The 19,315-nt window shown below is 70.6% G+C and carries 26 protein-coding genes; 10 read left to right on the plus strand and 16 right to left on the minus strand.

Translation table 11 applies throughout. The features are described 5' to 3' along the window. Positions 1-78 precede the first annotated feature (78 nt). Genes GT755_RS18040 through GT755_RS18050 form a run of 3 tightly spaced genes read left to right on the plus strand, consistent with a single transcriptional unit; the run spans position 79 to position 1,627 of the window. The gene (locus tag GT755_RS18040; RefSeq protein WP_161480862.1) at positions 79-597 is read left to right on the plus strand and encodes a D-glycero-alpha-D-manno-heptose-1,7-bisphosphate 7-phosphatase; all 519 of its coding nucleotides are present in this window, start codon (positions 79-81) and stop codon (positions 595-597) included. Positions 598-631: 34 nt separating this feature from the next. Further along, on the plus strand, positions 632-1,048 hold the full coding sequence (locus tag GT755_RS18045; protein WP_161480863.1) for a CBS domain-containing protein: 417 nt from the start codon (positions 632-634) through the stop codon (positions 1,046-1,048). A 24-nt stretch (positions 1,049-1,072) separates the two neighbouring features. Next, complete coding sequence (locus tag GT755_RS18050; RefSeq protein WP_161481188.1) at positions 1,073-1,627, plus strand: hemerythrin domain-containing protein; 555 nt, start codon at positions 1,073-1,075, stop codon at positions 1,625-1,627. 1 nt (position 1,628) lies between these two features. On the opposite strand, the gene GT755_RS18055 is transcribed toward GT755_RS18050, so the two are convergent. Beyond that, a complete protein-coding gene (locus GT755_RS18055) occupies positions 1,629-2,261 on the minus strand; it encodes a class I SAM-dependent methyltransferase (protein WP_161480864.1) in 633 nt (210 codons plus the stop codon). A 76-nt stretch (positions 2,262-2,337) separates the two neighbouring features. On the opposite strand from GT755_RS18055, the gene GT755_RS18060 reads away from it, so the two are divergent. Further along, on the plus strand, positions 2,338-3,030 hold the full coding sequence (locus tag GT755_RS18060) for a CAP domain-containing protein (protein ID WP_161480865.1): 693 nt from the start codon (positions 2,338-2,340) through the stop codon (positions 3,028-3,030). On the opposite strand, the gene GT755_RS18065 is transcribed toward GT755_RS18060, so the two are convergent. Next, positions 3,027-3,764, minus strand: a complete 738-nt coding sequence (locus tag GT755_RS18065; protein WP_161480866.1) for a VOC family protein — start codon at positions 3,762-3,764, stop codon at positions 3,027-3,029. The two genes, GT755_RS18060 and GT755_RS18065, sit on opposite strands and share 4 nt — an antisense overlap. Positions 3,765-3,961: 197 nt before the next feature. On the opposite strand from GT755_RS18065, the gene GT755_RS18070 reads away from it, so the two are divergent. Continuing rightward, positions 3,962-4,735, plus strand: coding sequence for a type I restriction enzyme HsdR N-terminal domain-containing protein (locus tag GT755_RS18070; protein WP_328794398.1), 774 nt, complete (start codon positions 3,962-3,964; stop codon positions 4,733-4,735). Positions 4,736-4,750: 15 nt separating this feature from the next. Here GT755_RS18070 and GT755_RS18075 read toward each other — a convergent pair whose 3' ends face one another. Further along, positions 4,751-5,662 carry an NmrA family NAD(P)-binding protein gene (locus GT755_RS18075; protein WP_202610184.1) on the minus strand — a complete coding sequence of 304 codons (912 nt, stop codon included), beginning with the start codon at positions 5,660-5,662 and terminating at the stop codon, positions 4,751-4,753. 119 nt (positions 5,663-5,781) lie between these two features. Here GT755_RS18075 and GT755_RS18080 point away from each other — a divergent pair, with 119 nt between their 5' ends. Both GT755_RS18080 and GT755_RS18085 read left to right on the plus strand, forming a co-directional pair. Next, on the plus strand, positions 5,782-6,405 hold the full coding sequence (locus GT755_RS18080) for a 2'-5' RNA ligase family protein (protein WP_202610185.1): 624 nt from the start codon (positions 5,782-5,784) through the stop codon (positions 6,403-6,405). 70 nt (positions 6,406-6,475) lie between these two features. Further along, on the plus strand, positions 6,476-6,691 hold the full coding sequence (locus GT755_RS18085; RefSeq protein ID WP_161480867.1) for a DUF3040 domain-containing protein: 216 nt from the start codon (positions 6,476-6,478) through the stop codon (positions 6,689-6,691). Here the strand turns inward: GT755_RS18085 and GT755_RS18090 are convergent. The 9 genes from GT755_RS18090 to GT755_RS18130 form a co-directional block, all read right to left on the minus strand. Next, on the minus strand, positions 6,688-7,383 hold the full coding sequence (locus tag GT755_RS18090) for a siderophore-interacting protein (protein ID WP_161480868.1): 696 nt from the start codon (positions 7,381-7,383) through the stop codon (positions 6,688-6,690). The genes GT755_RS18085 and GT755_RS18090 overlap by 4 nt on opposite strands. A 17-nt stretch (positions 7,384-7,400) precedes the next feature. Continuing rightward, entirely contained in the window at positions 7,401-8,468 is a 1,068-nt protein-coding gene (locus tag GT755_RS18095; RefSeq protein WP_161480869.1) for a VWA domain-containing protein, read from the minus strand. Beyond that, entirely contained in the window at positions 8,468-9,430 is a 963-nt protein-coding gene (locus tag GT755_RS18100) for a VWA domain-containing protein (RefSeq protein ID WP_161480870.1), read from the minus strand. Before GT755_RS18100 ends, GT755_RS18095 begins: the two co-directional genes overlap by 1 nt. After that, a complete protein-coding gene (locus GT755_RS18105; protein WP_161480871.1) occupies positions 9,427-10,287 on the minus strand; it encodes a DUF58 domain-containing protein in 861 nt (286 codons plus the stop codon). Before GT755_RS18105 ends, GT755_RS18100 begins: the two co-directional genes overlap by 4 nt. A 3-nt stretch (positions 10,288-10,290) precedes the next feature. Beyond that, positions 10,291-11,283, minus strand: a complete 993-nt coding sequence (locus tag GT755_RS18110; protein WP_161480872.1) for an AAA family ATPase — start codon at positions 11,281-11,283, stop codon at positions 10,291-10,293. 16 nt (positions 11,284-11,299) lie between these two features. Then, positions 11,300-12,046 (minus strand): S1C family serine protease, encoded by a 747-nt coding sequence (locus tag GT755_RS18115; RefSeq protein ID WP_161480873.1) that lies wholly within the window; start codon positions 12,044-12,046, stop codon positions 11,300-11,302. Positions 12,047-12,112: 66 nt separating this feature from the next. Beyond that, positions 12,113-12,418 carry a winged helix-turn-helix domain-containing protein gene (locus tag GT755_RS18120; RefSeq protein WP_161480874.1) on the minus strand — a complete coding sequence of 102 codons (306 nt, stop codon included), beginning with the start codon at positions 12,416-12,418 and terminating at the stop codon, positions 12,113-12,115. Beyond that, complete coding sequence (locus tag GT755_RS18125) at positions 12,415-12,828, minus strand: hypothetical protein (protein ID WP_161480875.1); 414 nt, start codon at positions 12,826-12,828, stop codon at positions 12,415-12,417. Before GT755_RS18125 ends, GT755_RS18120 begins: the two co-directional genes overlap by 4 nt. Positions 12,829-12,874: 46 nt before the next feature. Beyond that, positions 12,875-13,474 carry an HNH endonuclease family protein gene (locus GT755_RS18130; protein WP_161480876.1) on the minus strand — a complete coding sequence of 200 codons (600 nt, stop codon included), beginning with the start codon at positions 13,472-13,474 and terminating at the stop codon, positions 12,875-12,877. Between the two features lie 124 nt (positions 13,475-13,598). Between GT755_RS18130 and GT755_RS18135 the strand changes: the two genes are divergently transcribed. Both GT755_RS18135 and GT755_RS18140 read left to right on the plus strand, forming a co-directional pair. Further along, positions 13,599-14,291 (plus strand): DsbA family protein, encoded by a 693-nt coding sequence (locus tag GT755_RS18135; protein WP_202610186.1) that lies wholly within the window; start codon positions 13,599-13,601, stop codon positions 14,289-14,291. Beyond that, positions 14,272-14,802, plus strand: coding sequence for a vitamin K epoxide reductase family protein (locus tag GT755_RS18140; RefSeq protein ID WP_161480877.1), 531 nt, complete (start codon positions 14,272-14,274; stop codon positions 14,800-14,802). The genes GT755_RS18135 and GT755_RS18140 overlap by 20 nt, the downstream gene beginning before the upstream one ends. Here the strand turns inward: GT755_RS18140 and GT755_RS18145 are convergent. From GT755_RS18145 to GT755_RS18155, 3 genes are read right to left on the minus strand one after another with little or no spacing between them, the layout of a single operon-like run. Next, positions 14,774-15,724: a M56 family metallopeptidase gene (locus GT755_RS18145; RefSeq protein ID WP_161480878.1), complete on the minus strand. Its 951-nt coding sequence runs from the start codon at positions 15,722-15,724 to the stop codon at positions 14,774-14,776. The two genes, GT755_RS18140 and GT755_RS18145, sit on opposite strands and share 29 nt — an antisense overlap. Next, on the minus strand, positions 15,721-16,074 hold the full coding sequence (locus GT755_RS18150; protein ID WP_161480879.1) for a BlaI/MecI/CopY family transcriptional regulator: 354 nt from the start codon (positions 16,072-16,074) through the stop codon (positions 15,721-15,723). Before GT755_RS18150 ends, GT755_RS18145 begins: the two co-directional genes overlap by 4 nt. A gap of 27 nt (positions 16,075-16,101) precedes the next feature. After that, positions 16,102-16,710, minus strand: coding sequence for a dihydrofolate reductase family protein (locus tag GT755_RS18155; protein ID WP_161480880.1), 609 nt, complete (start codon positions 16,708-16,710; stop codon positions 16,102-16,104). A 155-nt stretch (positions 16,711-16,865) separates the two neighbouring features. Between GT755_RS18155 and asnB the strand changes: the two genes are divergently transcribed. Continuing rightward, positions 16,866-18,704: an asparagine synthase (glutamine-hydrolyzing) gene (gene asnB / locus GT755_RS18160; RefSeq protein WP_161480881.1), complete on the plus strand. Its 1,839-nt coding sequence runs from the start codon at positions 16,866-16,868 to the stop codon at positions 18,702-18,704. Here the strand turns inward: asnB and GT755_RS18165 are convergent. Then, positions 18,688-19,212: a hypothetical protein gene (locus GT755_RS18165; RefSeq protein WP_161480882.1), complete on the minus strand. Its 525-nt coding sequence runs from the start codon at positions 19,210-19,212 to the stop codon at positions 18,688-18,690. The genes asnB and GT755_RS18165 overlap by 17 nt on opposite strands. Positions 19,213-19,315 lie beyond the last annotated feature (103 nt).

The following is a 19,315-nucleotide window of genomic DNA, read 5'->3' on the forward strand; positions in this document are numbered from 1 at the left end:
TTCACCAGCGTCTGAAACGACCGCACCTGGTTTGGCGGCGTTGACATTTCCGGCCTGGGTCACGGGTAGCGCGAGATCATGCGCGCGATTCTGTTCGACCGGGATGGCACCCTGATTGTCGACCTCCCCTACAACAACGACGCCAAACGTGTGATCCCGATGCCCGGCGCGCGGGCCGCCCTCGATCGCCTGCGAGCGGCGGGGGTACCGATCGGGGTGATCACCAACCAGTCGGGGGTGGCCAGGGGCCTCATCACTCTCGGTGAACTTTCCGAAGTCAACGATCGAGTGGAGGAACTTCTCGGCCCGTTCGACGTGTGGGAGGTCTGCGTCCACGACGAGACCGACGGATGCCCCTGCCGGAAACCCGAGCCCGGCATGGTCCTGTCGGCCGCGCGGCGGCTGGGCGTGCCGCCGGCCGAGTGTGTGGTCATCGGCGACATCGGCCGCGACATGGAGGCCGCTCGGGCCGCCGGGGCGCGGGGCATCCTCGTGCCGACGGCCGTCACCAAGATCGGCGAGATCAGGGCGGCCGAACACGTCGCGCCCGATCTCCCGGCCGCGGTCGAGGCGGCGCTCGCTTTTCAACCGCCGTGACAGGGGCAGCGGGGCTGTGACGGAAGGAGTGGCCATGACCACCGCACGCGAGATCATGACCCCGAACGCGGAGTGCGTGAACTCCGATCAGACCATCGCCGAGGCAGCGGAGAAGATGCTCAGCCTCGACGTGGGATCCCTGCCGATCTGCGGCGAGGACAACCGGCTCCAGGGCATGCTGACCGACCGCGACATCGTGGTGAAGGTCATCGCCCAGGGCCGCGACCCGAAGTCGTGCCTGGCCGGTGAGCTGGGCGGGAACGAGGTCGTGACCATCGGCGCCGACGACGACGCCCGCGAGGTCCTGCGGACCATGGGCTCCCACAAGGTCCGCCGGCTGCCCGTGATCGACGGGCACACCCTGGTGGGCATGGTCGCCCTGGCCGACGTCGCCCGGGCCGTGCCCGACGCGACGGTCGGCGACCTGATGGACGCCCTCACCACCGACTGACCCTCTTCGAACTCTGGAGACGAGATGAGCCAGACCGTCATCGACCTGATCATGGCCGACCACCGCGACGTCGAGCAGCTCTTCGAGCGGCTCAAGCAGGAGCGGGAGAACCGCCCCGCCCTGGTGGCCGAACTGGCCGCCAAGTTCGTCGCGCACGCCCGCGCCGAGGAGAGCCACGTCTACTCCGCGCTGGCCCAGGCCGCGCCGAGCGAACGCGGCGAGGTCCACCACGGCACCGAGGAACATCACGAGGCCGAGGAACTGCTGGCCGCGCTGATGGCGGCCGATCCCGACAAGGCGGAGTTCACATCGGTTCTGGAGCAGATGGAGAAGGCCGTCAAGCACCACGTCGAGGAGGAGGAGAGCGACATCCTCCCCGTCCTGGCCAAGGCCGTGCCCGGCGACAAGCTGGTCCGGCTGGGCCGGGTGTTCAGCGAGGCCAAGGCGGCGGAACTGGCCAGGCCGCCGAAGCCGCGTGGTCGTACCAAGGAGGAATTGCTCGAACAGGCCAAGGAGAAGAACATCGAGGGCTACAGCTCGATGACGAAGGACCAACTCTTGGCCGCGCTGGGCGAATGACTCAGCCGGCGGGCTTCTCCCAGGTCAGGAGGTAACGCCAGAAGACGAGCCGCCGCACCCGCACGCCGGGGAGCAGTTCGGCGGCTTCGCGGGCGACCTCCCGGGTGGTGAGCGGCGGGTTCAGGACCATGGGCATGGCCGCGTGGGCGGCGTCCTTGGCGAACCCGCCGCCGCCGTTCAGCAGCCGTCTCGCCAGGAACACCGCACCGAGCGCCCGGTGCCCGGTCGCCGCGGCGAGTTCGGCGGGCAGTTCCCTGAGCAGGTCGCGCCGGGGCAACGCGATCGCGGCCAGCACCCCGCCGGGCCGCAGCGCCGCCGCCAGGATCGGCAGCACCTCCTCCAGCGGCATGTGGTGCAGCGCGCAGATCGAGAAGATCGCGTCGTAGTCCTTGCCCGGCAGCGGATCGGTCAGGACGTCGCCGAGCACCCAGGTGACGTTGCCGAGGTCACGCCCGGCGGCCTCCTCGATCATCTCCGGCGAGCGGTCGAGGCCGTCGACCCGGGCGGCACGCGAGGCCAGCTCGGCCGCGAAGGCCCCGGAGCCGCAGCCGACGTCGAGCACCTTCCGGGGGTCCGGCGGGAGGTGGCGGAGCAGGAGCCGGTGGTAATAGGCGTTGTGATCCCAGTCGAGCACAGCCAGAGGCTAGCCCAGCACTTTGAGTAAAGGCGTACTCAAGCCCACGGCAAGGCCCCCGGCGCATCATGACCGCATGAAAAGCCTCGTCCTCCTCGGCGCGCCCGCTCTGGTGGTCGCCGCACTCGCCCTGCCCGCCGCCCCCGCGTCGGCGACCACATCGGCGGCCTGCGCCGACGCCGACCTCGTCTACCGCGAGAAGTCCGAATTCCCCGACACTCCCCGGGGCCGCCTTGACCACATGATGCAGGACAGCAAGATCGAGCAGGCGGTCCTGTGCCTGGTCAACACCGAGCGCACCGTCAGGGGGCTGCAGCCCGTGAAGCGGTACATCGGCCTGCGCGGCAGGCCGGTGGCGCTGCGCAGCGCCACCACGAAGCAGGTCCTGGCCGCCGTGCGGATCCGCTGGTGGGGGACGGTCGCCCAGGTCGGCGACTGCACGCCGCTCAAGTCGGACCCCTCGCGCTGCGACGTCCACATCAACCCGGAGACCGGCACCGACCCCGCCGCCCGCGCGAAGGCGGCCGGCTACTGCCGGACGGGCACCTCGTGGGCCGTCGGCGAGAACGCCTACCTCGGCTGGGGCCGCGCCTTCGTCACCCCGCGCGCGGCCGTGACCTGGTGGATGGGCAGCCCGCCGCACCGCGCGACCATCCTCACGCCCGGCTACACCGAGATGTACACCCGGGCCGCCTACGGCAGCGCCGATCCCTCGGTGTCGGCTACTCCCGCGATGACCTACGTCCAGATGTTCGGCCGCTGTAGCTAGGGGTTCAGGACGCAGAACTCGTGACCCTCCGGGTCGGTCAGACACGACCACTCGACCTCGCCCTGACCGAGGTCGAGATCGGCGGCCCCCAGCCCCCGCAGCCGGGCCACCTCCGCCGCCCGGTCGGCACCGGGGAGCGGCAGCAGGTCGAGGTGGACGCGGTCGGGCGCGGTCTTCGGCTCCGGCGTACGGAGGAAGTCGAGAAAGGGCCCGGCGCCCGTGGCGGAGCGCAGCACGGCGTGGTCGTCGGTGACCCGATGGAGGGTCCAGCCGAGCGCCTCCCCCCAGAACCGCGCCATGGCGCGTGGGTCGGCGCAGTCGACCACGATGGCGGCGATCGGCCCGGTGTCACGGTAGACCTCACGGGGCTCCAGGACGCAGAACTCGTTGCCCTCGGGGTCGGCGAGCACCGTCCACGGCGCCTCGCCCTGGCCGATGTCGGCGGGCGTCGCGCCCAGCGCCTTGAGACGCGCGACCAGCTCGGCCTGGTGGGCGGCGGAGGTGGTGGCGAGATCGAGGTGCACCCGGTTCTTCGCCGCCGTCTTGCCTTCCGGCACGGGCACGACGTCGACGCCGACGAACACGGGGTCGGGCCAGACGAGGCCGCCGGGCGGTCCGACGTAGGTGGTCACGCCGGGGTGGTAGGCGGTCCACCCGAGCGCTTCGGCCCAGAACCGGCCGACCGCCGCGGCGTCGAGGGCCTTGATGTTCACCTGCGCGGGTCGCAACGCCATGGCGCGATCTTATGTACCGTCCACCGGAGCCCGAAATATTTAGATTCACGCCTTTCGATGCATTGGTCACCAGTGCCGGTTAAATAATATTTTGAGGTCTTTCTCGGAAGTCATTTCTGTATCGATTGCGATTCTCGCCACACCGTTGCGCTCTTTCTGCCTAATGTGCCTTGTCCTACTACGAAGGGTGGAAGACCGTGAGCGAGCAGGTGGCGCCGTTGATCGGCGGTCCGGCCATTGACCCTCGTGATCTCCCTGCGGCATCGACGAAAAAGGCTCCGGCCGTACGGGCGACGCCCAAATGGGAGAGCGAAGCACGCGATCGCGTCCGAACAGCCGTGCGACGCTTTTCCAAGCCGCTCGGGGATCTCGTGGCGAGAGACGCGAACGAGGGAGACACCCGTCTCCTGATCACGGACTTCCTGTGCGAGGGCCTCGGCTACGACAAGTACGAAGATCTGACCACGGAATACCAGGTCAAGGGCGAGTTCGCCGACTACGGCATCCGCATCGACAAGCAGCTCATCGCCTTCATCGAAGTGAAGCGCTGCAGCCAGAAGCTCAACATCAAGCACTTGCGTCAAGTGCAGATGTACGCGGTCAACGAAGGGGTCGAATGGATGATCCTTTCGAACGGGCAGGTCTGGCAGGTCTATCACATGACCGCCGGCCTGCCCGTGATCATTGATTTGGCCCTGGAAGTGGATCTCCTGGGAGACGCCGGCCTCGCGGCGAAAACCGATTCCCTTTTCTATCTCACCAAAGAAGCCTTCAAGCGGCGGCTTATCGACGACCTTTGGAAGGCCAGGGCGGCGACTTCACCCCGCGTTCTGGCCCAGGTCATCTCCTCCGACGTGGTCGTCGACGCCGTGCGTAAGGAACTTCGCCGCCAGACGGGCTACAACGCGGATTCGTCCGAGATCCATCGAGTGCTGCGTGAGGAGGTCCTCCGGCCGGACACCCTGTCGTGATCGAGGGCGGCGCGATCAGTCGTGCTCCGGTCCCGCGCCGAAGAACAGGTCGCGGTTGGTTCTGACGTACTGTTCGACGGTTTGCGGGCGCTTTCCGGTGATCTTCTCGATGACGTCGTCGGTGCCGGCCAGCAGGCCGTTGCGGTAGTCGATCGCCACCGACTCCAGATGCTGGATGAGGTGCTCCGGGCTGCCCGCTTTCCGCAGCGTGTCGGCGTAGGCCTCGGTGGTGATGGGCTCGTAGCGGACCGGGATGCCCAGCGTCTCCGACATGATCTCCGCGATCTCGTGGTGGTTGAGCTCGACCGGGCCGAACAGCGAGTACGACCGGCCGATGTGGTCGGCCGGGTCGGTCAGGATGGTGGAGATCACGCGGGCCTGGTCGGCGGCGGCGATGGGGGCGTGGCGGCCGTCGCCGAAGGGCAGGCGCAGGACGCCGCTGCCGTCGATGAACTGCCAGTTGATCGGCAGCCATTCGGCGAAGAACGTCGGCCGCAGGTGCACGGCGCCCACCGGGGCCCAGTCGAATACCCGCTCGCCGAGCCAGTGCTGGCGGGCGGCCTTGCTGGCGGCTTCCCGGCGGGCGGGGGTCTGCGACATGTTGACCACGACCTCGAGGCCGCTTTCGGCGCCGGTCTGGGCGAAGATCGTGGTCGCCTCGACGAGGCCGGGGAGGATCGGGTAGACGAAATAGGCCCGGCGGACGTCGTCGAGGGCGTGGGCGACGGCGTCGAGGTCGAGCAGGTCACCGGTGACGATCTCGGCGCCCTGTTTCGACAACCAGGCCGACCGGTCGTCTTCGCGGTGGACCATGGCGCGGACGCGCAGGCCCCTGTCGAGCAGGTCGCCGACCACCTGGGCGCCCGTCTTGCCGGTCGCGCCGGTGACCAGGATCGGGTTGTCGCTCATCGATGCCTCCCACGTCACGACGATGGGGCTCCTTCTCACCCTAAGCGCCATGCGGGACGACGGCCCTGACGCCGTCTTGACGTCCACGGGCGCGGACCATGCCGTTTGCTGAGACGCCGTGCCGCACACTGAACGGCGTGACCGACGAAGAAGAGACGGGCGGCCGGCGGATGGCCGACCACTGGTGGTGGCGGCCCGGCTGGCGGGTGGGGCGGCGCGGCTACGCCTGGCATCTCACCTTCCGGAACAGCCCCGACGTGCACCGCCTCGCCGCCGTCTACCGGCAGGGGCTGGCCGGGGTGCGGGAGCTCGACCCGGTGCCCGACGCGTCGCTGCATCTGACCATGCAGCAGGTCGGGTTCGTCGACGAGGTCACCGGCGACCAGGTGAAGGCGATGGTCGAGGCCGCCGCCCGGCGGCTCGCGCTGCTGCCCGCCTTCGACATCGAGCTGGGCCGGCCGGTGATCACCCGCGAGGCGGTCCGCTGGGACCCGGTTCCGGCCGCGCCCGTGGTGGCGGTGCGGCTGGCGATCAGGCAGGCGATGGCCGAGGTGTGGCCGCAGGTGCCGGGCCGCGAGGAGGGCTTCGTCCCGCACATCTCGATCGCCTACAGCAACGCGCCGGTGCCCTACGCGACCGTCGCCGCCGCCCTCGCGGCGATCGACGCGCCCCCGGCGCGCGCCCGCGTCGAAAAGGCCGACCTGATCGTCATCCACCGGGACCAGCGCATGTACGAGTGGACCGAACACGCTGCCGTGTGAACCGGTTCTCCGCCACGTTTTCCGGGTAGCCGGACATCCGGTTCCCCACGAGAAGGATCAGGCCATGGGCATGTCGGCGGCTGAACAGCGCATCCTGACGGAGATCGAACACTCCCTGCGCACGAACGACCGGGCCTTCGCGACCCGGATCGACCGCATGAACGCCGCGCAGGCGACCGGCCGCAGTCCCAAGTGGACCGCCACGGCCGGGACGGTGCTGGTGGTGGCGGGGATCATGACGGGGCTCATGGTGGCCGTGGTCGTGCTGGCCGCCTTCCACATCTAGTCGAGGCCGGTTCGGCCCTCGGCCCAGTACGCCTTGCCGAAGACCTTCCCCGGGGCGGGCGTCCAGCCGCCGGCCGCGCGCCTGACCGGGCCCACGGTCGCGGCGTCGCCGGTGACGACCAGGTCGTAGGCGCCCGTTCCGGCGGCGGCGAGCAGGTCACGGCGGTCGGCGGTCTTCGGCACGACCGTCGCGGTCACCCCGAGCCCGGCCAGGACCTTCGTGTACTCGGCGGGGTCGGTCGCCTCCAGCAGGTAGGTGACGCCGTCCGGCCGGGTCTGCCCGAGCGCGGCGGCCAGGCCGACGCTGGTCTCGTCGCCGACGAACACCACCTGGGACGCGACCCCGGTCAGGTCGATCGAGCGGCGGGGGCCGAACAGCTCGCAGGCGTCGCCGGGCGTCACCCGGTCGAACCAGCGCGCGGCCGGTCCGGCGCCGTGGACGTAGGCGACCAGCGAGACCGTGCCCTCGGCGGTGTCCCACCCGAACGGGGTGTAGGTGCGCCTGGTCATCGTGCCGCGGTCGGTGCGGAGCTGGACCTTGCAGCCCGGCGTCCACGGCGCGGTCCGGAAGCGGTCGGACCGGAGTTCGACTCTCACGAAGTGCTCCGACAGCGCCGTCTTCGCGGTGACGACCGCCTGGGTGAAGAAGGCCCCGCTGGCGAGGTCGGCGAGCCGTTCGGTGATCCGTGCCATGGCGCCCGACTCTAGCGTCACCGCGCCGCCGGTTGGCGCCCCCGGTTCCACCACAGGGACAGGCCCGCTCCGGCGAACGTCAGCAGCGTGCCGAGCAGCACGAACCAGACCGTCGTCTCCCGCTCGGCCCGGTGCAGGCCGATCTCGCTGGGCAGGTCGGTCAGGACGTCGGTGAGCTGCCCGGCGTCCTCGGCGCGGAAGTACTTGCCGCCGGTCGTGTCGGCGACCGCGGTGAGGGTCTCCTCGTCGATCTGCATGACCCGGCGCAGTCCGCTGTCGTCGCCCCAGCGGCCGAAGCCTCCGCCGCCGCCCCGCCAGTTGTCTCCGCTGACCTGGTCGGCGGTGCACACCATGGCGGCCGGTTCGGTGGTGCCGAAGCCGATCGTGAAGACCCGCAGGCGGCGGGCGGCGGCCTGTTCGGCGGCGGTGATCGGGTCGACGCCGGTGGTGTTGGAGCCGTCGGTGAGCACCACGATCGTGTCGGGCTGGAAGTCGCCCGGCGCGGCCGGGGCGTTCAGGTCGACGCCGGTCTCGGTGACGTCGGTGTTGTACTCGGCGATCGTGTCGATCGAGGTGAGGATCGCCTGGCCGATCGCGGTGCCGCGGGAGGTGCGCAGGCCGTCGACGGCGTCGAGGAGCTGATCCTTGTCGGTGGTCGGGGGGACGAGCAGGCCCGCGATGCCGGCGAAGGCGACCAGGCCGATGCGGGTGCCGTCGTCGCTCTGCTCGATGAACGCGCGGGCGGCCTCGCTGGCCGCCGTCAGGCGGTTGGGCTCGACGTCGGTCGAGCACATGGAGCCCGACGCGTCCATGGCCAGGATGATCGAGGTGTTGTCGGCCGGCACCGTGACCATGGCCTGCGGGCGGGTGAGGCTGAAGCCGATCAGCAGCAGTCCGACGAGGAACAGCGCGACCGGGACCCGGCGCCGCCACGCGCTGCGGCCGGGGATCGCCGCGCGGATCAGCCCGACGCTGGAGACGACGATCGCGGAGCGTTTGCGGCGGCGGTTGAACCACCAGCGCGCCAGCAGGAGCAGCGGCACGACCAGTAGCGCGAGCAGGGCCAGGGGCCAGCTGAGCGACATCAGACGATCCTCCCGTGCCAGCGGGTGCCGAGCAGGCCGCCCAGGGTGAGCAGCAGCAGCCCGGCTCCGGCGAACGGAGCGGTCAGTTCTAGGGGCTCTTTCTTCATGGTCAGCCGCAGGTCGATGGCGTCGGCCGAGGCGGCCAGCGCCTGCGCGTCGGCGGCCTCGTGGTACTTGCCGCCGGTGACCTGGGCGACCGAGGAGAGTAGCTCCGCGTCGAGCGCGGTGGCCAGCCGGAAGCCGTCGACCTCGACGGTCGAGCCCCGGGCGGTGCCGACGCCGACGGTCTGGACGCGCACTCCCGACGCCGCCGCGAGCTCGGCCGCCGCCGCGACGTCGGGGCCGCCCGTCTCCTGGCCGTCGGAGAAGACGACGATCGTCGCCTCGGGGAAGTAGCCGAGGCTCTGCGGCTGCTGCCCCTCTTCCGGCAGCGCGACCGGCTTGCCGGTGATCGTGCCGAGCCCGACGAGGATGGCCCGGCCGAGCGAGGTGCCGCCGCTCGCCCCCGCCCGGCCGATCGCGGCCAGGACCGCGCCGTGGTCGTCGGTCGGGGCCTGGGTGAGCAGCGCCTGGTCGCCGAAGAGGATGACCCCGATGTCCACCGAGGACGGCTGCCTGTCGACGAAGCCCTTGGCGGCGGCCTGCGCGGCGGCCAGCCGGGAGGGCCGCACGTCGTCGGCCTTCATGCTGTTGGAGACGTCGAAGGCGAGCAGCACGGTGCCCGAGATGCGCGGCACGCTGACCTCGGCCTGCGGGCGGGCCAGCCCGGTCAGCAGGATCGGCAGGGCCGCGAGGAGGAGGGCGTACGGGAGGTGCCGGCGTAAGCCGCCGCCGGCCAGGCCGGCGAAACCGGCCGCCGCCAGGGTGGCGTTGCGCCGCTTCTGCACGGCGACGTAGGCCGCCACCGCGCCGATCGTGAGCAGCAGGGCCAGTACGAGCACGAGGGGCTGGTCGAAGGTCACCGGGCCCTCCGTCCACGCACGAGGCCGAGCAGGGTGGCCACCAGGTCATGGTCCGTCGTGACGCGGTGGGCGTCGACCCCCGCCCTGCGCATGGCGTCGGCGAGCTCGGCCTCCCGTGCCGAGACCTGTTCCGCCAGCCGTCCGCGCAGCAGCGGGTCGCTGGAGTCGACGAGCAGCTGTTCGCCGGTCTCGGCGTCCTCGACCACGATGAGGCCGAGGTCGGGCAGGTCGAGCTCCGACGGGTCGACGACGCGGACGACCACGACCTCGTGCCGGTGGGCGAGCATGCCCAGCGGCCTCTCCCAGCCGGGGTCGCCGATGAAGTCGGACATGACGACGACGAGGCTGCGCTGCCGGATCGTCGCGGCGGCCAGCCGCAACATCCCGGCCAGGTCGGTGGTCGCCTTCGCGAACGCCGACTCCCGCATCAGGTCCCTGGCCAGGCGGAGGACCTGGTCCCGCCCGGTGCGCGGGGGGATCAGGCGGTGCTCGGTGTTGTCGTACAGGATCGCGCCGACCTTGTTGCCGCCGCGGGAGACGATGCGGGCGATGCTGACCGCCAGGTCGGTGGCGGCCTGGGTCTTCCCTGCCCGCATCGAGGCCGAGCGGTCGACGACCAGCCAGGCGGTCATCTCCCGGTCTTCGGTGTAGAGGCGCACGAAGGGCTCGTCGAGCCGCGCGGTGACGTTCCAGTCGATGTGCCGGACGTCGTCTTCGGGCAGGTAGCCGCGCAGGTCGGTGAAGTCGATGCCGGCGCCGCGCCACACCGTGCGGTAGGCGCCCTGGAGCCGGCCGTCGAGCCGTCTGCTCAGCCGCCACTCCAGGCGGCGCAGCAGCCGGTCGGGCGGGGTGGCCATCGGTCAGCGTCCCCGGCCGGCCGGCCTCGGCACCGGCAGGTTCGCCAGGATCTTCGACAGGATCAGGTCGGCCGTCACGTCGTCGGACAGGGCCTCGTAGGACAGGACCAGCCGGTGCCGGAACACGTCGAGGGCGAGGTCGAGGAGGTCCTCCGGTACGACGTACTCCCGCCCCCGGAGGTAGGCGAGCGCGCGGCCCGCGAGCACCAGGTTGATCGACGCGCGCGGGCTGGCGCCGTAGGTGACGTATCTGGCCAGGTCGTGCTGGCCGACGCGGGAGGGGTCGCGGCTGGCGTGGGCGAGCTGGACGGAGTATTCGATCAGCGACGGGTCGACGTAGACCTGGTCGGCCTCCTGCTGGAGGTCCCTCAGGTTCTCGGGTTCGATGATCTTCTGGATGGCGGCCGTGCGGGTGAGGGCCCGTTCGACGACCACGAACTCCTCGGTCGTGCTCGGGTAGCCGACCAGGACCTTCATCATGAACCGGTCGACCTGCGCCTCCGGCAGCGGATAGACGCCCTCGTTCTCGATCGGGTTCTGGGTGGCCATGACCAGGAACGGGTTCGGCACCCGGTGGGTGTCGCGGCCGATGGTGACCTGGCGTTCCTGCATGACCTCCAGCAGGGCGCTCTGCACCTTCGCCGGGGCCCGGTTGATCTCGTCGGCCAGCAGCAGGTTGGTGAACACCGGCCCGAGCTGGACCTGGAACTCGCCGCTCGGCTGGTGGTAGACGCGGGTGCCGACGATGTCGGCGGGCACCAGGTCGGGGGTGAACTGCACCCGGCGGAAGTCGCCGCCCATCGCCTCGGCCAGCGACTTCACGGCCAGCGTCTTGGCGAGGCCGGGCACGCCCTCGACGAGGATGTGCCCCCGCGCCAGCAGCGCGACGAGCATGCGCTCCAGGAGGGCGTCCTGGCCGACGATGGTCTTCTTGACCTCGTACAGGAGCTTCTCGATCGGGCCGGACGGCACGGTCTCGGGGTCGTTCCAACTCACGGGGGAGGGTCCTTCCTCACAGGGGCGGGGCCGGGCCGTCGCCGATCGCGGTGCCGATGGGCATGGCGAAGCCGATCCCGATGAACGTGCCGGCGTCGGTGGGGTTCGCGAGGGAGACGACGATGCCGATCACCTGGCCTCGGTCGTTGACGAGCGGGCCGCCGGAGCTGCCCGGGTTGACCGTCGCGTCGAACTGGATGTGCCCCTCGGTGCCCGCGACCTCGCGGTTCAGGCCCGAGACCACGCCGGTGCTGGTGCTGAGGGTGAGCCCGAGCGGGTTGCCGATCGCGACGACGTCGTCGCCGACCTGGGCTCCGCCGCCGAGCGTGGCGGGCACGAGCGTGCCGGGGAGTCTCTCCGGCAGGAGGGTCGCGATGTCCTTCTTCGCATCGCTGGCCGCGACCTTGGCCGGCGTCCGGCTGCCGTCGGTGTAGGCGACCTCGATGGACGAGGCCCCGGCCACCACGTGGGCGGCGGTGAGGATGGTGCCGTCGGCGTTGGCGATGACGCCGGTGCCGATGGCCGAGGTGGTCATGCTGGCGTGATCGGACTCGTCACGCTTGGTCTCGATGCGGACGATGGACGGCAGGAGCGTCTGGTAGACCTCGACGGCGGATAACGGGGTGTCGGAGGGGGACGGTGACGGGCTCGGGGCGGCGGTTTCCGGTACGTCGCCTCCGCGGAAGAGGACCATCGCGGTGATCACCACGGCCCAGACCACGGCGGCCGCGACGAGCAACCATGACTTCGGCCCTTTGGTCATGAACCGACGGTACGTGCGAGTCCTGAAAACTTCCTTAAAGGGCGCCCTTGGGGTGTCTGATCGTTTTCACGGCATCCCGGCGCCGTCGGCGATCGCCTTCAGCGCGGCCAGGTGACGCGCGAACGCCGCGTGCCCCTCGGGGGTGAGCTTGAGCCAGGTGCGCGGGCGTTTGCCCAGGTAGCCCTTGACCACCTCGACGTATCCGGCCTTCTCCAGCGTGGTGACGTGCTTCGACAGGGTGGGGTCGGTGACCTCGACGGCGTCGCGCACGAACGCGAACTCGACCTCGCCGGCCGCCGACAGGACGGCGACGACGGACATCCGGACCGGCGAGTGGATGATCTCGTCGAGATCGTGGCGGGGATGGCTCACGCGGCCCGGCTCTCCACGTGGGCGCCGACGAAGAAGGGGGCCGCCACGGCCGCCGCGCCGACGAGCGCGACCAGGGGTTCGCCGTGCCAGCCGGCCAGCACGAGGACGAGCACGTAACCGACGTGCAGCAGCATCCCGGCCACCAGCGAGACGGAGTAGCGGCGGAGGTAGCCGCGCGGCCTGACGCTCTGCCGGCTCGCGTACCAGCCCACCCACGCCGCGCAGATCGCGGCCCAGGCGGCGGGGAGGAACGTCCAGGCGCCGGACGTGAACGCCGTCGTGAACTCGGTCGCGAACAACACGCCGCCCAGCGCGAGCAGGACGGTCACGGGCCACCTGCCCGCGGCGCGCACCGTCTCCCGATGCGCCTCGGCCGCCCGCAGGACGGCGGCCGCCTCATCTCGATCCATGGTTGGATGATGGCAACTACTTTCCATGTTGGCAAGTAGTTTCCGGTCAGCAGGTGCCGAGCATGTCGCGGAGGGCCGACTTCTCCCTCGGGGTGACCGACAGGCGGTAGTGGTGTTTCACGGTGATCCAGTCGCGGGCGTACACGCACCAGTACGCCCGCACCGGAGGCCGCCAGTTGGCCGGGCTGTGGCCGCCCTTGGCCAGGTTGACCGCCTCGCTCACCGCGACCAGTTCGGGCCGGGTCAGGTCGTGGGCGAAGGCGTGCCGCCGGGCGGGGCTCCAGCGCCACGCCCCCGAGATCCACGCGTTGGCGAGCGGCACCACGTGGTCGACGTCGAGGTGCGCGGTGTCGGTCAGGGTCCGGTCGTCGTAGGGGCTGTACCAGCGCCCTTCGGTGCCGCCGCACTCCTCCCCGGTGCCGGGCGAGAGGTCGCTGCGCAGCAGGACCCGCTGGCGGGTGTCGCAACCCGCGACTCCGTCGCGCCGCCAGCCGGTCATGAACTTCGAGCGCTCGTAGCGGGCGAGGACCAGGGCGCTGGCGGGCTTCACCTGGAGCCGCTCCAGCGCCGTGCGGGCGGGGAGCGTGCCGGCCTGGGCCGGCAGGGTGGCGGAGACGAGCAGGGCGGTCATGAGAACGGCGGTCATGACCGAGGCGATACCCCGTGATTACTCAGAGTAGTCGGCTGGCCGTCCGGATCGGGCCGCGCTTTACGGTGCCCTCACAAGCTATCTTCTACATTGAGTAAAAGTTCAGTGGAGGGAGCGGGCCATGGGGAATGTCCGTACCAAGGTCGCGGCGATGCGGGAGAAGGACCGGCGGGCCGCCGCCCAGCGCCGGGCGCGGCTGGTCTCGGTGGGTGTGGTCGGGCTGTTCGTCGTGGTCATCGCCGGGCTCCTGGTGTTCGACCGGGTCCAGACCGCCTCGGCCGACGGGAGTCACGTCCGGGAGGACAGCCACGTGTTGTCGAAGGCGGCCGACGGGAAGGTGACGCTGGTCGAGTTCCTCGACTTCGAGTGTGAGGCGTGCCGGGCCTACTTCCCGGTCGTGGAGGAACTGCGGAAGAAGTACGAGGGACGGGTCACGTTCGTGGCGCGCTACTTCCCGATCCCCAGCCACTTCAACGCCGAACGCGCCGCCCGCGCGGTCGAGGCCGCCGCCCAGCAGGGGCGGTTCGAGGACATGTACAAGCGCATGTTCGAGACCCAGCAGCAGTGGGGCGAGAAGCGGGTGCCGGCCGACCCGCTGTTCCGGACCTTCGCCGAGGAGCTCAAGCTCGACCTGGCCGCCTGGGACAAGGCCTACGCCGACCCCGCCACGCTGGCGCGCATCCGCAAGGACCAGTCCGACGGCGAGGCCTTGGGCGTGAGCGGCACGCCGACCTTCTTCCTCAACGAGCAGAAGATCCAGCCGGAGTCGGCTGAGGCGTTCGAGGCGGCGCTCGATGCGGCCCTGGCCGGTTGACCGGGCCACCGCGAGGTGGTTGCTGGGCGGCGGCCTGATCGGGCTGGTCGCCGCGTTCGTCCTGACGGTCGAGAAGATCGCGCTGCTGAAGGACCCGTCGTACGTCCCGACGTGCAGCATCAACCCGCTGCTGTCGTGTGGCTCGATCATGAAGACGGCACAGGCCGAGGTGTTCGGCTTCCCGAACCCGCTGCTCGGGATCGCCGGGTTCGCCGTCGTGGCGTGCGTCGGGACGGTGCTGCTGACCGGCGCGGAACTGCCGTCGTGGTTCGGCTGGTCGGTGCGCGGCGGGTTGCTGCTCGGGCTGCTGTTCGTGCACTGGCTCATCTACCAGAGCCTGTACGTCATCGGCGCGCTCTGCCCCTACTGCATGGTCGTCTGGGCGGTCATGATCCCGATGTTCGTCTACGGCTGGTCGCGCAGCCCCTACCGGATCCTGATGGTGACGGCGTGGTACCTGCTGATCATCGCCCTGATCCTGCTCAGGTTCTGGAGTCTGGTACGCATGTGAGCAGGTCGGCCGACGGGTGGCAGTCCCACACCAGCCACGGCGCGACCAGCACCGCCACCGGCCCGCTGAGCACGAGCAGCGCCGACGAGTAGACCAGCACCGACACCCACCACACCGCCTGACGGCCCCGGGCCAGCAGGCGGCGGACCCGCTCGACCACCCCGGCGTCGGCGACGCCCAGCCCGCCGGCGGGGGCCGGGGCCGTCATCGCGACCAGGGCGCGGGCCAGCGGGATCGGGTCGCGGGCGTGGTCGTCGGCGATCATCTCCAGCAGCACCGCCACGGCCTGCCGGGCGGTGCGGGCGAACGGCAACCAGGCGAACGCCTTGGCCAGCGCCACGAACGGCAGCAGCACCAGATCGTGGCGGCCCTTCGCGTGGGCGCGTTCGTGTCTCAGCACGGCCTGGAGCTCGGCCGTCGACAACGAGTCGATGGCCCCCTGGCTGAGCACCACCCGGCCGCCCGCTCCCGGCACGCAGTAGGCGAGGCGGCGGGCGCTCGGGAGGACGTACACGTCGGAATCGGGGAGGTGCTCCGCCGCCACGTCGACCAGCAGCCGCTGGCGGCGGCGTTCGGCCAGTGCGACCACGGCCGCCCTCGCCGTGTGGGCCGTCAGCCAGACCAGCACCCCGGCCGACCAGGCCAGCGCGGCGAACTCGGCCCAGCCCAGGCCGTGGAAGCCGTGCCCCCACGCCAGCTGGCGGACGAAGGTGTGCATGCCGTGCGGGAAGACGGCGTCGAGCGGGGCGACCGCCGCCACCAGCCCGGCGGTGATCACGCCGAGCCCGGCCGACAGGGCGACGGCCTGCCAGAGCGCCAGCGCCGCACGGGGGTGCCGCCACGTCCATTCGGCCTTCGCCAGCCGCGACGCGAAGCTCATCGGCAGCAGCGCGACCAGGGCCGACAGTAACCACGGGGTCATCGGGAGTCCCTCGCGTCGAGGGCCTCGCGTAGCGCCGCGGCGACCTCGGGGGAGACCGTGCCGACGAACCGCTGCACGGCCCCTTCGAGGTCGCCCGCCTCGTCGAGGGCGGCCCGCATCGCCTCGGCGACGACGGCGTCCTTGTCGACGGCGGCCCGGTAGAGGTGGGCGCGGCCGACCCGCTCACGGGACACCAGGCCCTTGCGGGTCAGCCGCACCAGCACGGTCAGGACCGTGGTGGTCGCCGGTTGCGACGGCAATTCCGCCGCCAGGTCGTGGGCGAAGACCCCGTCGGGGTGTTCCCACAGGGCGTCCATGATCGAGCTCTCGAGAGTGCCCAGCCGTGCCATGCCCTACAGAGTACGCAAACCGGGTCTCTAGGCGGGGGCGCCGTCACCGGATCGGCGCACGCGGTAGCGCAGGTGCGTGACGCCGGTGCCCTCGACCACCCTGACCGGTCCCTCGAACTGGACCGGCGCGATGCCGAGGTCGGCGAACAGCGGGGTGCCGCCGCCGAGCAGCACCGGCACGAGCTCCACGCCGACCTCGTCCAGCAGCCCCGCCTCCAGCGCCTGGCGGGCCATCTGGCCGCCGTTGACCACGACGTCCTTGCCGCCCGCGAGCTCCTTCGCCTTCGCCACGGCCGCCTCGATGCCCTCGTCGACGAACACGAAGTTCGGCCGCTCCTCCGGGACGCGGTGCGTCAGCACGACCACCGGGACGCCCATCGGGTGCATGCCGCCCCACGCGTCGGTCATGTCGTAGAGGTGACGGCCGACGACCAGGGCGCCGATGCCGCCGTGCTCCTCGGCCATCAGGTCGGCGCTGGCGCGCGACAGGCGCAGCGGCGGAACGTTCGGGCTGGCGCCGACGACCTCGACGTCGCCGTTGCCGTACCACTGGAACAGCAGGTCGAAGCCGCTGTCGCCCGGGCCGGCGATGAAGCCGTCGAGGGACATCGTGCCGCCGGTGATGACCTTGCCCATTTTTGGTGTCTCCTTCGGATTCTTGGTCTTCCGTCAACGCGTCGTCCGGGTTGCCGTGGTTTCGACATCGGGTCTCCAAAAATTTTTTATCCGGGCATACCGGCCACCCGATCGGAGGTTGGCCCAGGTGTGCGAGCGATGGGGGGATCGGGAGCATGTGTGGAATCACCGGCTGGGTGGACTACGAGCGCGATCTGACGGGAGCACGGGAGATCGCGCAGGCCATGACCGACACGATGAGCTGCCGGGGGCCCGACGACGAGGGGCTCTGGCTCTCTCCGCACGCCGCGATCGGGCACCGGCGCCTCGCCATCATCGACCTCGCCGGAGGACGGCAGCCGATGATCGCCGAGGCCGACGGGCGCGACCTGGCGGTGCTCACCTACAGCGGTGAGGTCTACAACTTCCAGGAGCTCCGCGACGAGCTGGTCTCGCGGGGGCACTCGTTCCGGACGTACAGCGACACCGAAGTCGTGCTCCACGCCTACCTGGAGTGGGGCGAGGACCTCGCCGAACACCTGAACGGCATGTTCGCGTTCGCCGTCTGGGACACCCGGAAGGAGGAGCTGATCCTGGTCCGCGACCGGATGGGGATCAAGCCGCTCTACTACTACCCGACCCACGACGGGGTGCTGTTCGGATCGGAGCCGAAGGCGATCCTGGCCAACCCGATGGCCGAGCGGGTCGTCGACGCCGACGGGCTGCGCGAGATGCTCGCGTTCGTGAAGACGCCCGAGGTGGCGATCTTCAAGGGCATGTACGAGGTCCGCCCCGGCCAGATCGTCAAGATCCGCCGGGAGGGCGTCACCAAGCGCCGGTACTGGCGGCTCACGTCGTACGAGCACACCGACGACATCCCGGCCACGGTGCTGAACGTGCGCGGGCTGCTCGACGACATCATCGCCCGCCAGCTCATCAGCGACGTGCCGCTGTGCACGCTGCTGTCGGGCGGGCTCGACTCCAGCGCGGTGACCGCGCTGGCCGCGCACGACCTGAAGGCGCAGGGGCTCGGCAGGGTCCGGTCGTTCTCGGTCGACTTCACCGGCTACACCGAGAACTTCAAGCCCGACGCCGCCCGCTCGACACCCGACGGGCCCTACGCCCACGACCTGGTGCGGCACGTCGGGTCGGACCACACCGACATCGTGCTCGACTCGGCCGACCTGATCGACCCGGCCGTCCGGGCGGCGGTGCTGCGCGCACGTGACCTGCCGGTCGGCATGGGCGACATGGACACCTCGCTCTACCTGCTGTTCCGCGCGATCCGCAGCCACTCCACGGTGGCCCTGTCGGGTGAGTCGGCCGACGAGGTGTTCGGCGGCTACCAGTGGTTCCACGACCCGAAGGCCGTCAACGCCGACACCTTCCCGTGGCTGGCCGTCGGCGACGTCGTGGGCCAGCTGAACCTGGACCTGGTCGACCAGGACCTGCTGCGGATGCTCGACATCCCCGGCTACCAGGCCGACAGCTACCACGACGCGATGGCCGAGGTGCCGCGCGTTCCCGGCGAGACCGGGCTGCAGGCGCGGATGCGGGAGATCAGCTACTTCAACCTGACCCGGTTCGTGCAGATGCTGCTCGACCGCAAGGACCGCATGAGCATGGCCGTCGGGCTGGAGGTCCGCGTGCCCTTCTGCGACCACCGCCTCGTCACCTACGTCTTCAACGCGCCCTGGGCGATGAAGACGTTCGACGGCCGGGAGAAGAGCCTGCTCCGCGCGGCCTGCGCCGACATCCTGCCCGACTCGATCCTGCGCCGGGTCAAGTCGCCCTACCCCTCGACGCAGGACCCGACCTACGGGGTCGCGCTCCGCGACGCCGCGCGCGAGCTGCTGCGCGGCGACTACCTGCCGAGCCAGGAGATCATGGACCTCGTCGACGCCCGCAGGCTGGTGAGCCGGTCCGACGGCCGGCCCCTGCCGAGGCCGCCGCTGGAGCGGCTGCTCCAGCTCGACGCCTGGCTGAAGGACTACGAGGTCAAGGTGAGCGTCTGAACCGGCGACGGGTCAGCACGATCAGCGCGGCGCCCTCCAGCGACGCGACCGCGCCCGCGAGGGCGAGGACCAGGAGGGCGTCGCCGTTCATCCCGGTGAAGGGCAACTCCTCGGGCTTGGCCCCGGTGACGGCGGAATCGCGGTCGGCCTGCGAATCACCGTGGACACCGGAATCACGCTCGGCCCGCGAATCCCCGTGAACGCCGGAATCGCGCTGTGCGCCGGAATCGCCGTTCACCCCGTAATTGCGGTTGATGTCCGAGTTGTCTGATCCGGTCTCGAAGTTCAGGCCGTCCACATTGCCCTGAATGCCGTCGACGTGATGGTTCACCGGCTTTCCCCGGTGCCCGTCCGGCTCGGCCGGGGGGTCCACGGGATCCGTGGTTCCGTCGGGGGGCAGCACCCTGATCGAGACCCCTGTCGAGCCCGGACCCTCCGTCGCCAGCGCGGCTGCCGGCGTGACGGCCGCGAACATCAGTCCCGCCAGCGCGGCGATGCTTTTTCTCATTTCTCCCCCGTATATCACTGCCCTCCGGCCCATATACCCAATTGGGGGAAGTAAGGCGCATCGGGGGAAGCTTTACGGAATACCACCCCGCCGAAAACCATGA

The sequence above is a fragment of the Herbidospora solisilvae genome (assembly GCF_009901565.1).
In the GTDB taxonomy this organism is placed as follows: Bacteria; Actinomycetota; Actinomycetes; order Streptosporangiales; family Streptosporangiaceae; genus Herbidospora; species Herbidospora solisilvae.

What these genes read in the sequence shown, in the direction of transcription:
- GT755_RS18130 (WP_161480876.1), bottom strand. Translation starts at nt 13,474, where the DNA reads ATGACCGCCGTTCTCATGACCGCCCTGCTCGTCTCCGCCACCCTGCCG.
- GT755_RS18155 (WP_161480880.1), bottom strand. Translation starts at nt 16,710, where the DNA reads ATGGGCAAGGTCATCACCGGCGGCACGATGTCCCTCGACGGCTTCATC.
- GT755_RS18060 (WP_161480865.1), top strand. Translation starts at nt 2,338, where the DNA reads ATGAAAAGCCTCGTCCTCCTCGGCGCGCCCGCTCTGGTGGTCGCCGCA.
- GT755_RS18045 (WP_161480863.1), top strand. Translation starts at nt 632, where the DNA reads ATGACCACCGCACGCGAGATCATGACCCCGAACGCGGAGTGCGTGAAC.
- asnB (WP_161480881.1), top strand. Translation starts at nt 16,866, where the DNA reads ATGTGTGGAATCACCGGCTGGGTGGACTACGAGCGCGATCTGACGGGA.
- GT755_RS18135 (WP_202610186.1), top strand. Translation starts at nt 13,599, where the DNA reads ATGGGGAATGTCCGTACCAAGGTCGCGGCGATGCGGGAGAAGGACCGG.
- GT755_RS18165 (WP_161480882.1), bottom strand. Translation starts at nt 19,212, where the DNA reads ATGAGAAAAAGCATCGCCGCGCTGGCGGGACTGATGTTCGCGGCCGTC.
- GT755_RS18065 (WP_161480866.1), bottom strand. Translation starts at nt 3,764, where the DNA reads ATGGCGTTGCGACCCGCGCAGGTGAACATCAAGGCCCTCGACGCCGCG.
- GT755_RS18090 (WP_161480868.1), bottom strand. Translation starts at nt 7,383, where the DNA reads ATGGCACGGATCACCGAACGGCTCGCCGACCTCGCCAGCGGGGCCTTC.
- GT755_RS18140 (WP_161480877.1), top strand. Translation starts at nt 14,272, where the DNA reads ATGCGGCCCTGGCCGGTTGACCGGGCCACCGCGAGGTGGTTGCTGGGC.
- GT755_RS18040 (WP_161480862.1), top strand. Translation starts at nt 79, where the DNA reads ATGCGCGCGATTCTGTTCGACCGGGATGGCACCCTGATTGTCGACCTC.
- GT755_RS18095 (WP_161480869.1), bottom strand. Translation starts at nt 8,468, where the DNA reads ATGTCGCTCAGCTGGCCCCTGGCCCTGCTCGCGCTACTGGTCGTGCCG.
- GT755_RS18115 (WP_161480873.1), bottom strand. Translation starts at nt 12,046, where the DNA reads ATGACCAAAGGGCCGAAGTCATGGTTGCTCGTCGCGGCCGCCGTGGTC.
- GT755_RS18150 (WP_161480879.1), bottom strand. Translation starts at nt 16,074, where the DNA reads ATGGCACGGCTGGGCACTCTCGAGAGCTCGATCATGGACGCCCTGTGG.
- GT755_RS18105 (WP_161480871.1), bottom strand. Translation starts at nt 10,287, where the DNA reads ATGGCCACCCCGCCCGACCGGCTGCTGCGCCGCCTGGAGTGGCGGCTG.
- GT755_RS18125 (WP_161480875.1), bottom strand. Translation starts at nt 12,828, where the DNA reads ATGGATCGAGATGAGGCGGCCGCCGTCCTGCGGGCGGCCGAGGCGCAT.
- GT755_RS18145 (WP_161480878.1), bottom strand. Translation starts at nt 15,724, where the DNA reads ATGACCCCGTGGTTACTGTCGGCCCTGGTCGCGCTGCTGCCGATGAGC.
- GT755_RS18050 (WP_161481188.1), top strand. Translation starts at nt 1,073, where the DNA reads ATGAGCCAGACCGTCATCGACCTGATCATGGCCGACCACCGCGACGTC.
- GT755_RS18085 (WP_161480867.1), top strand. Translation starts at nt 6,476, where the DNA reads ATGTCGGCGGCTGAACAGCGCATCCTGACGGAGATCGAACACTCCCTG.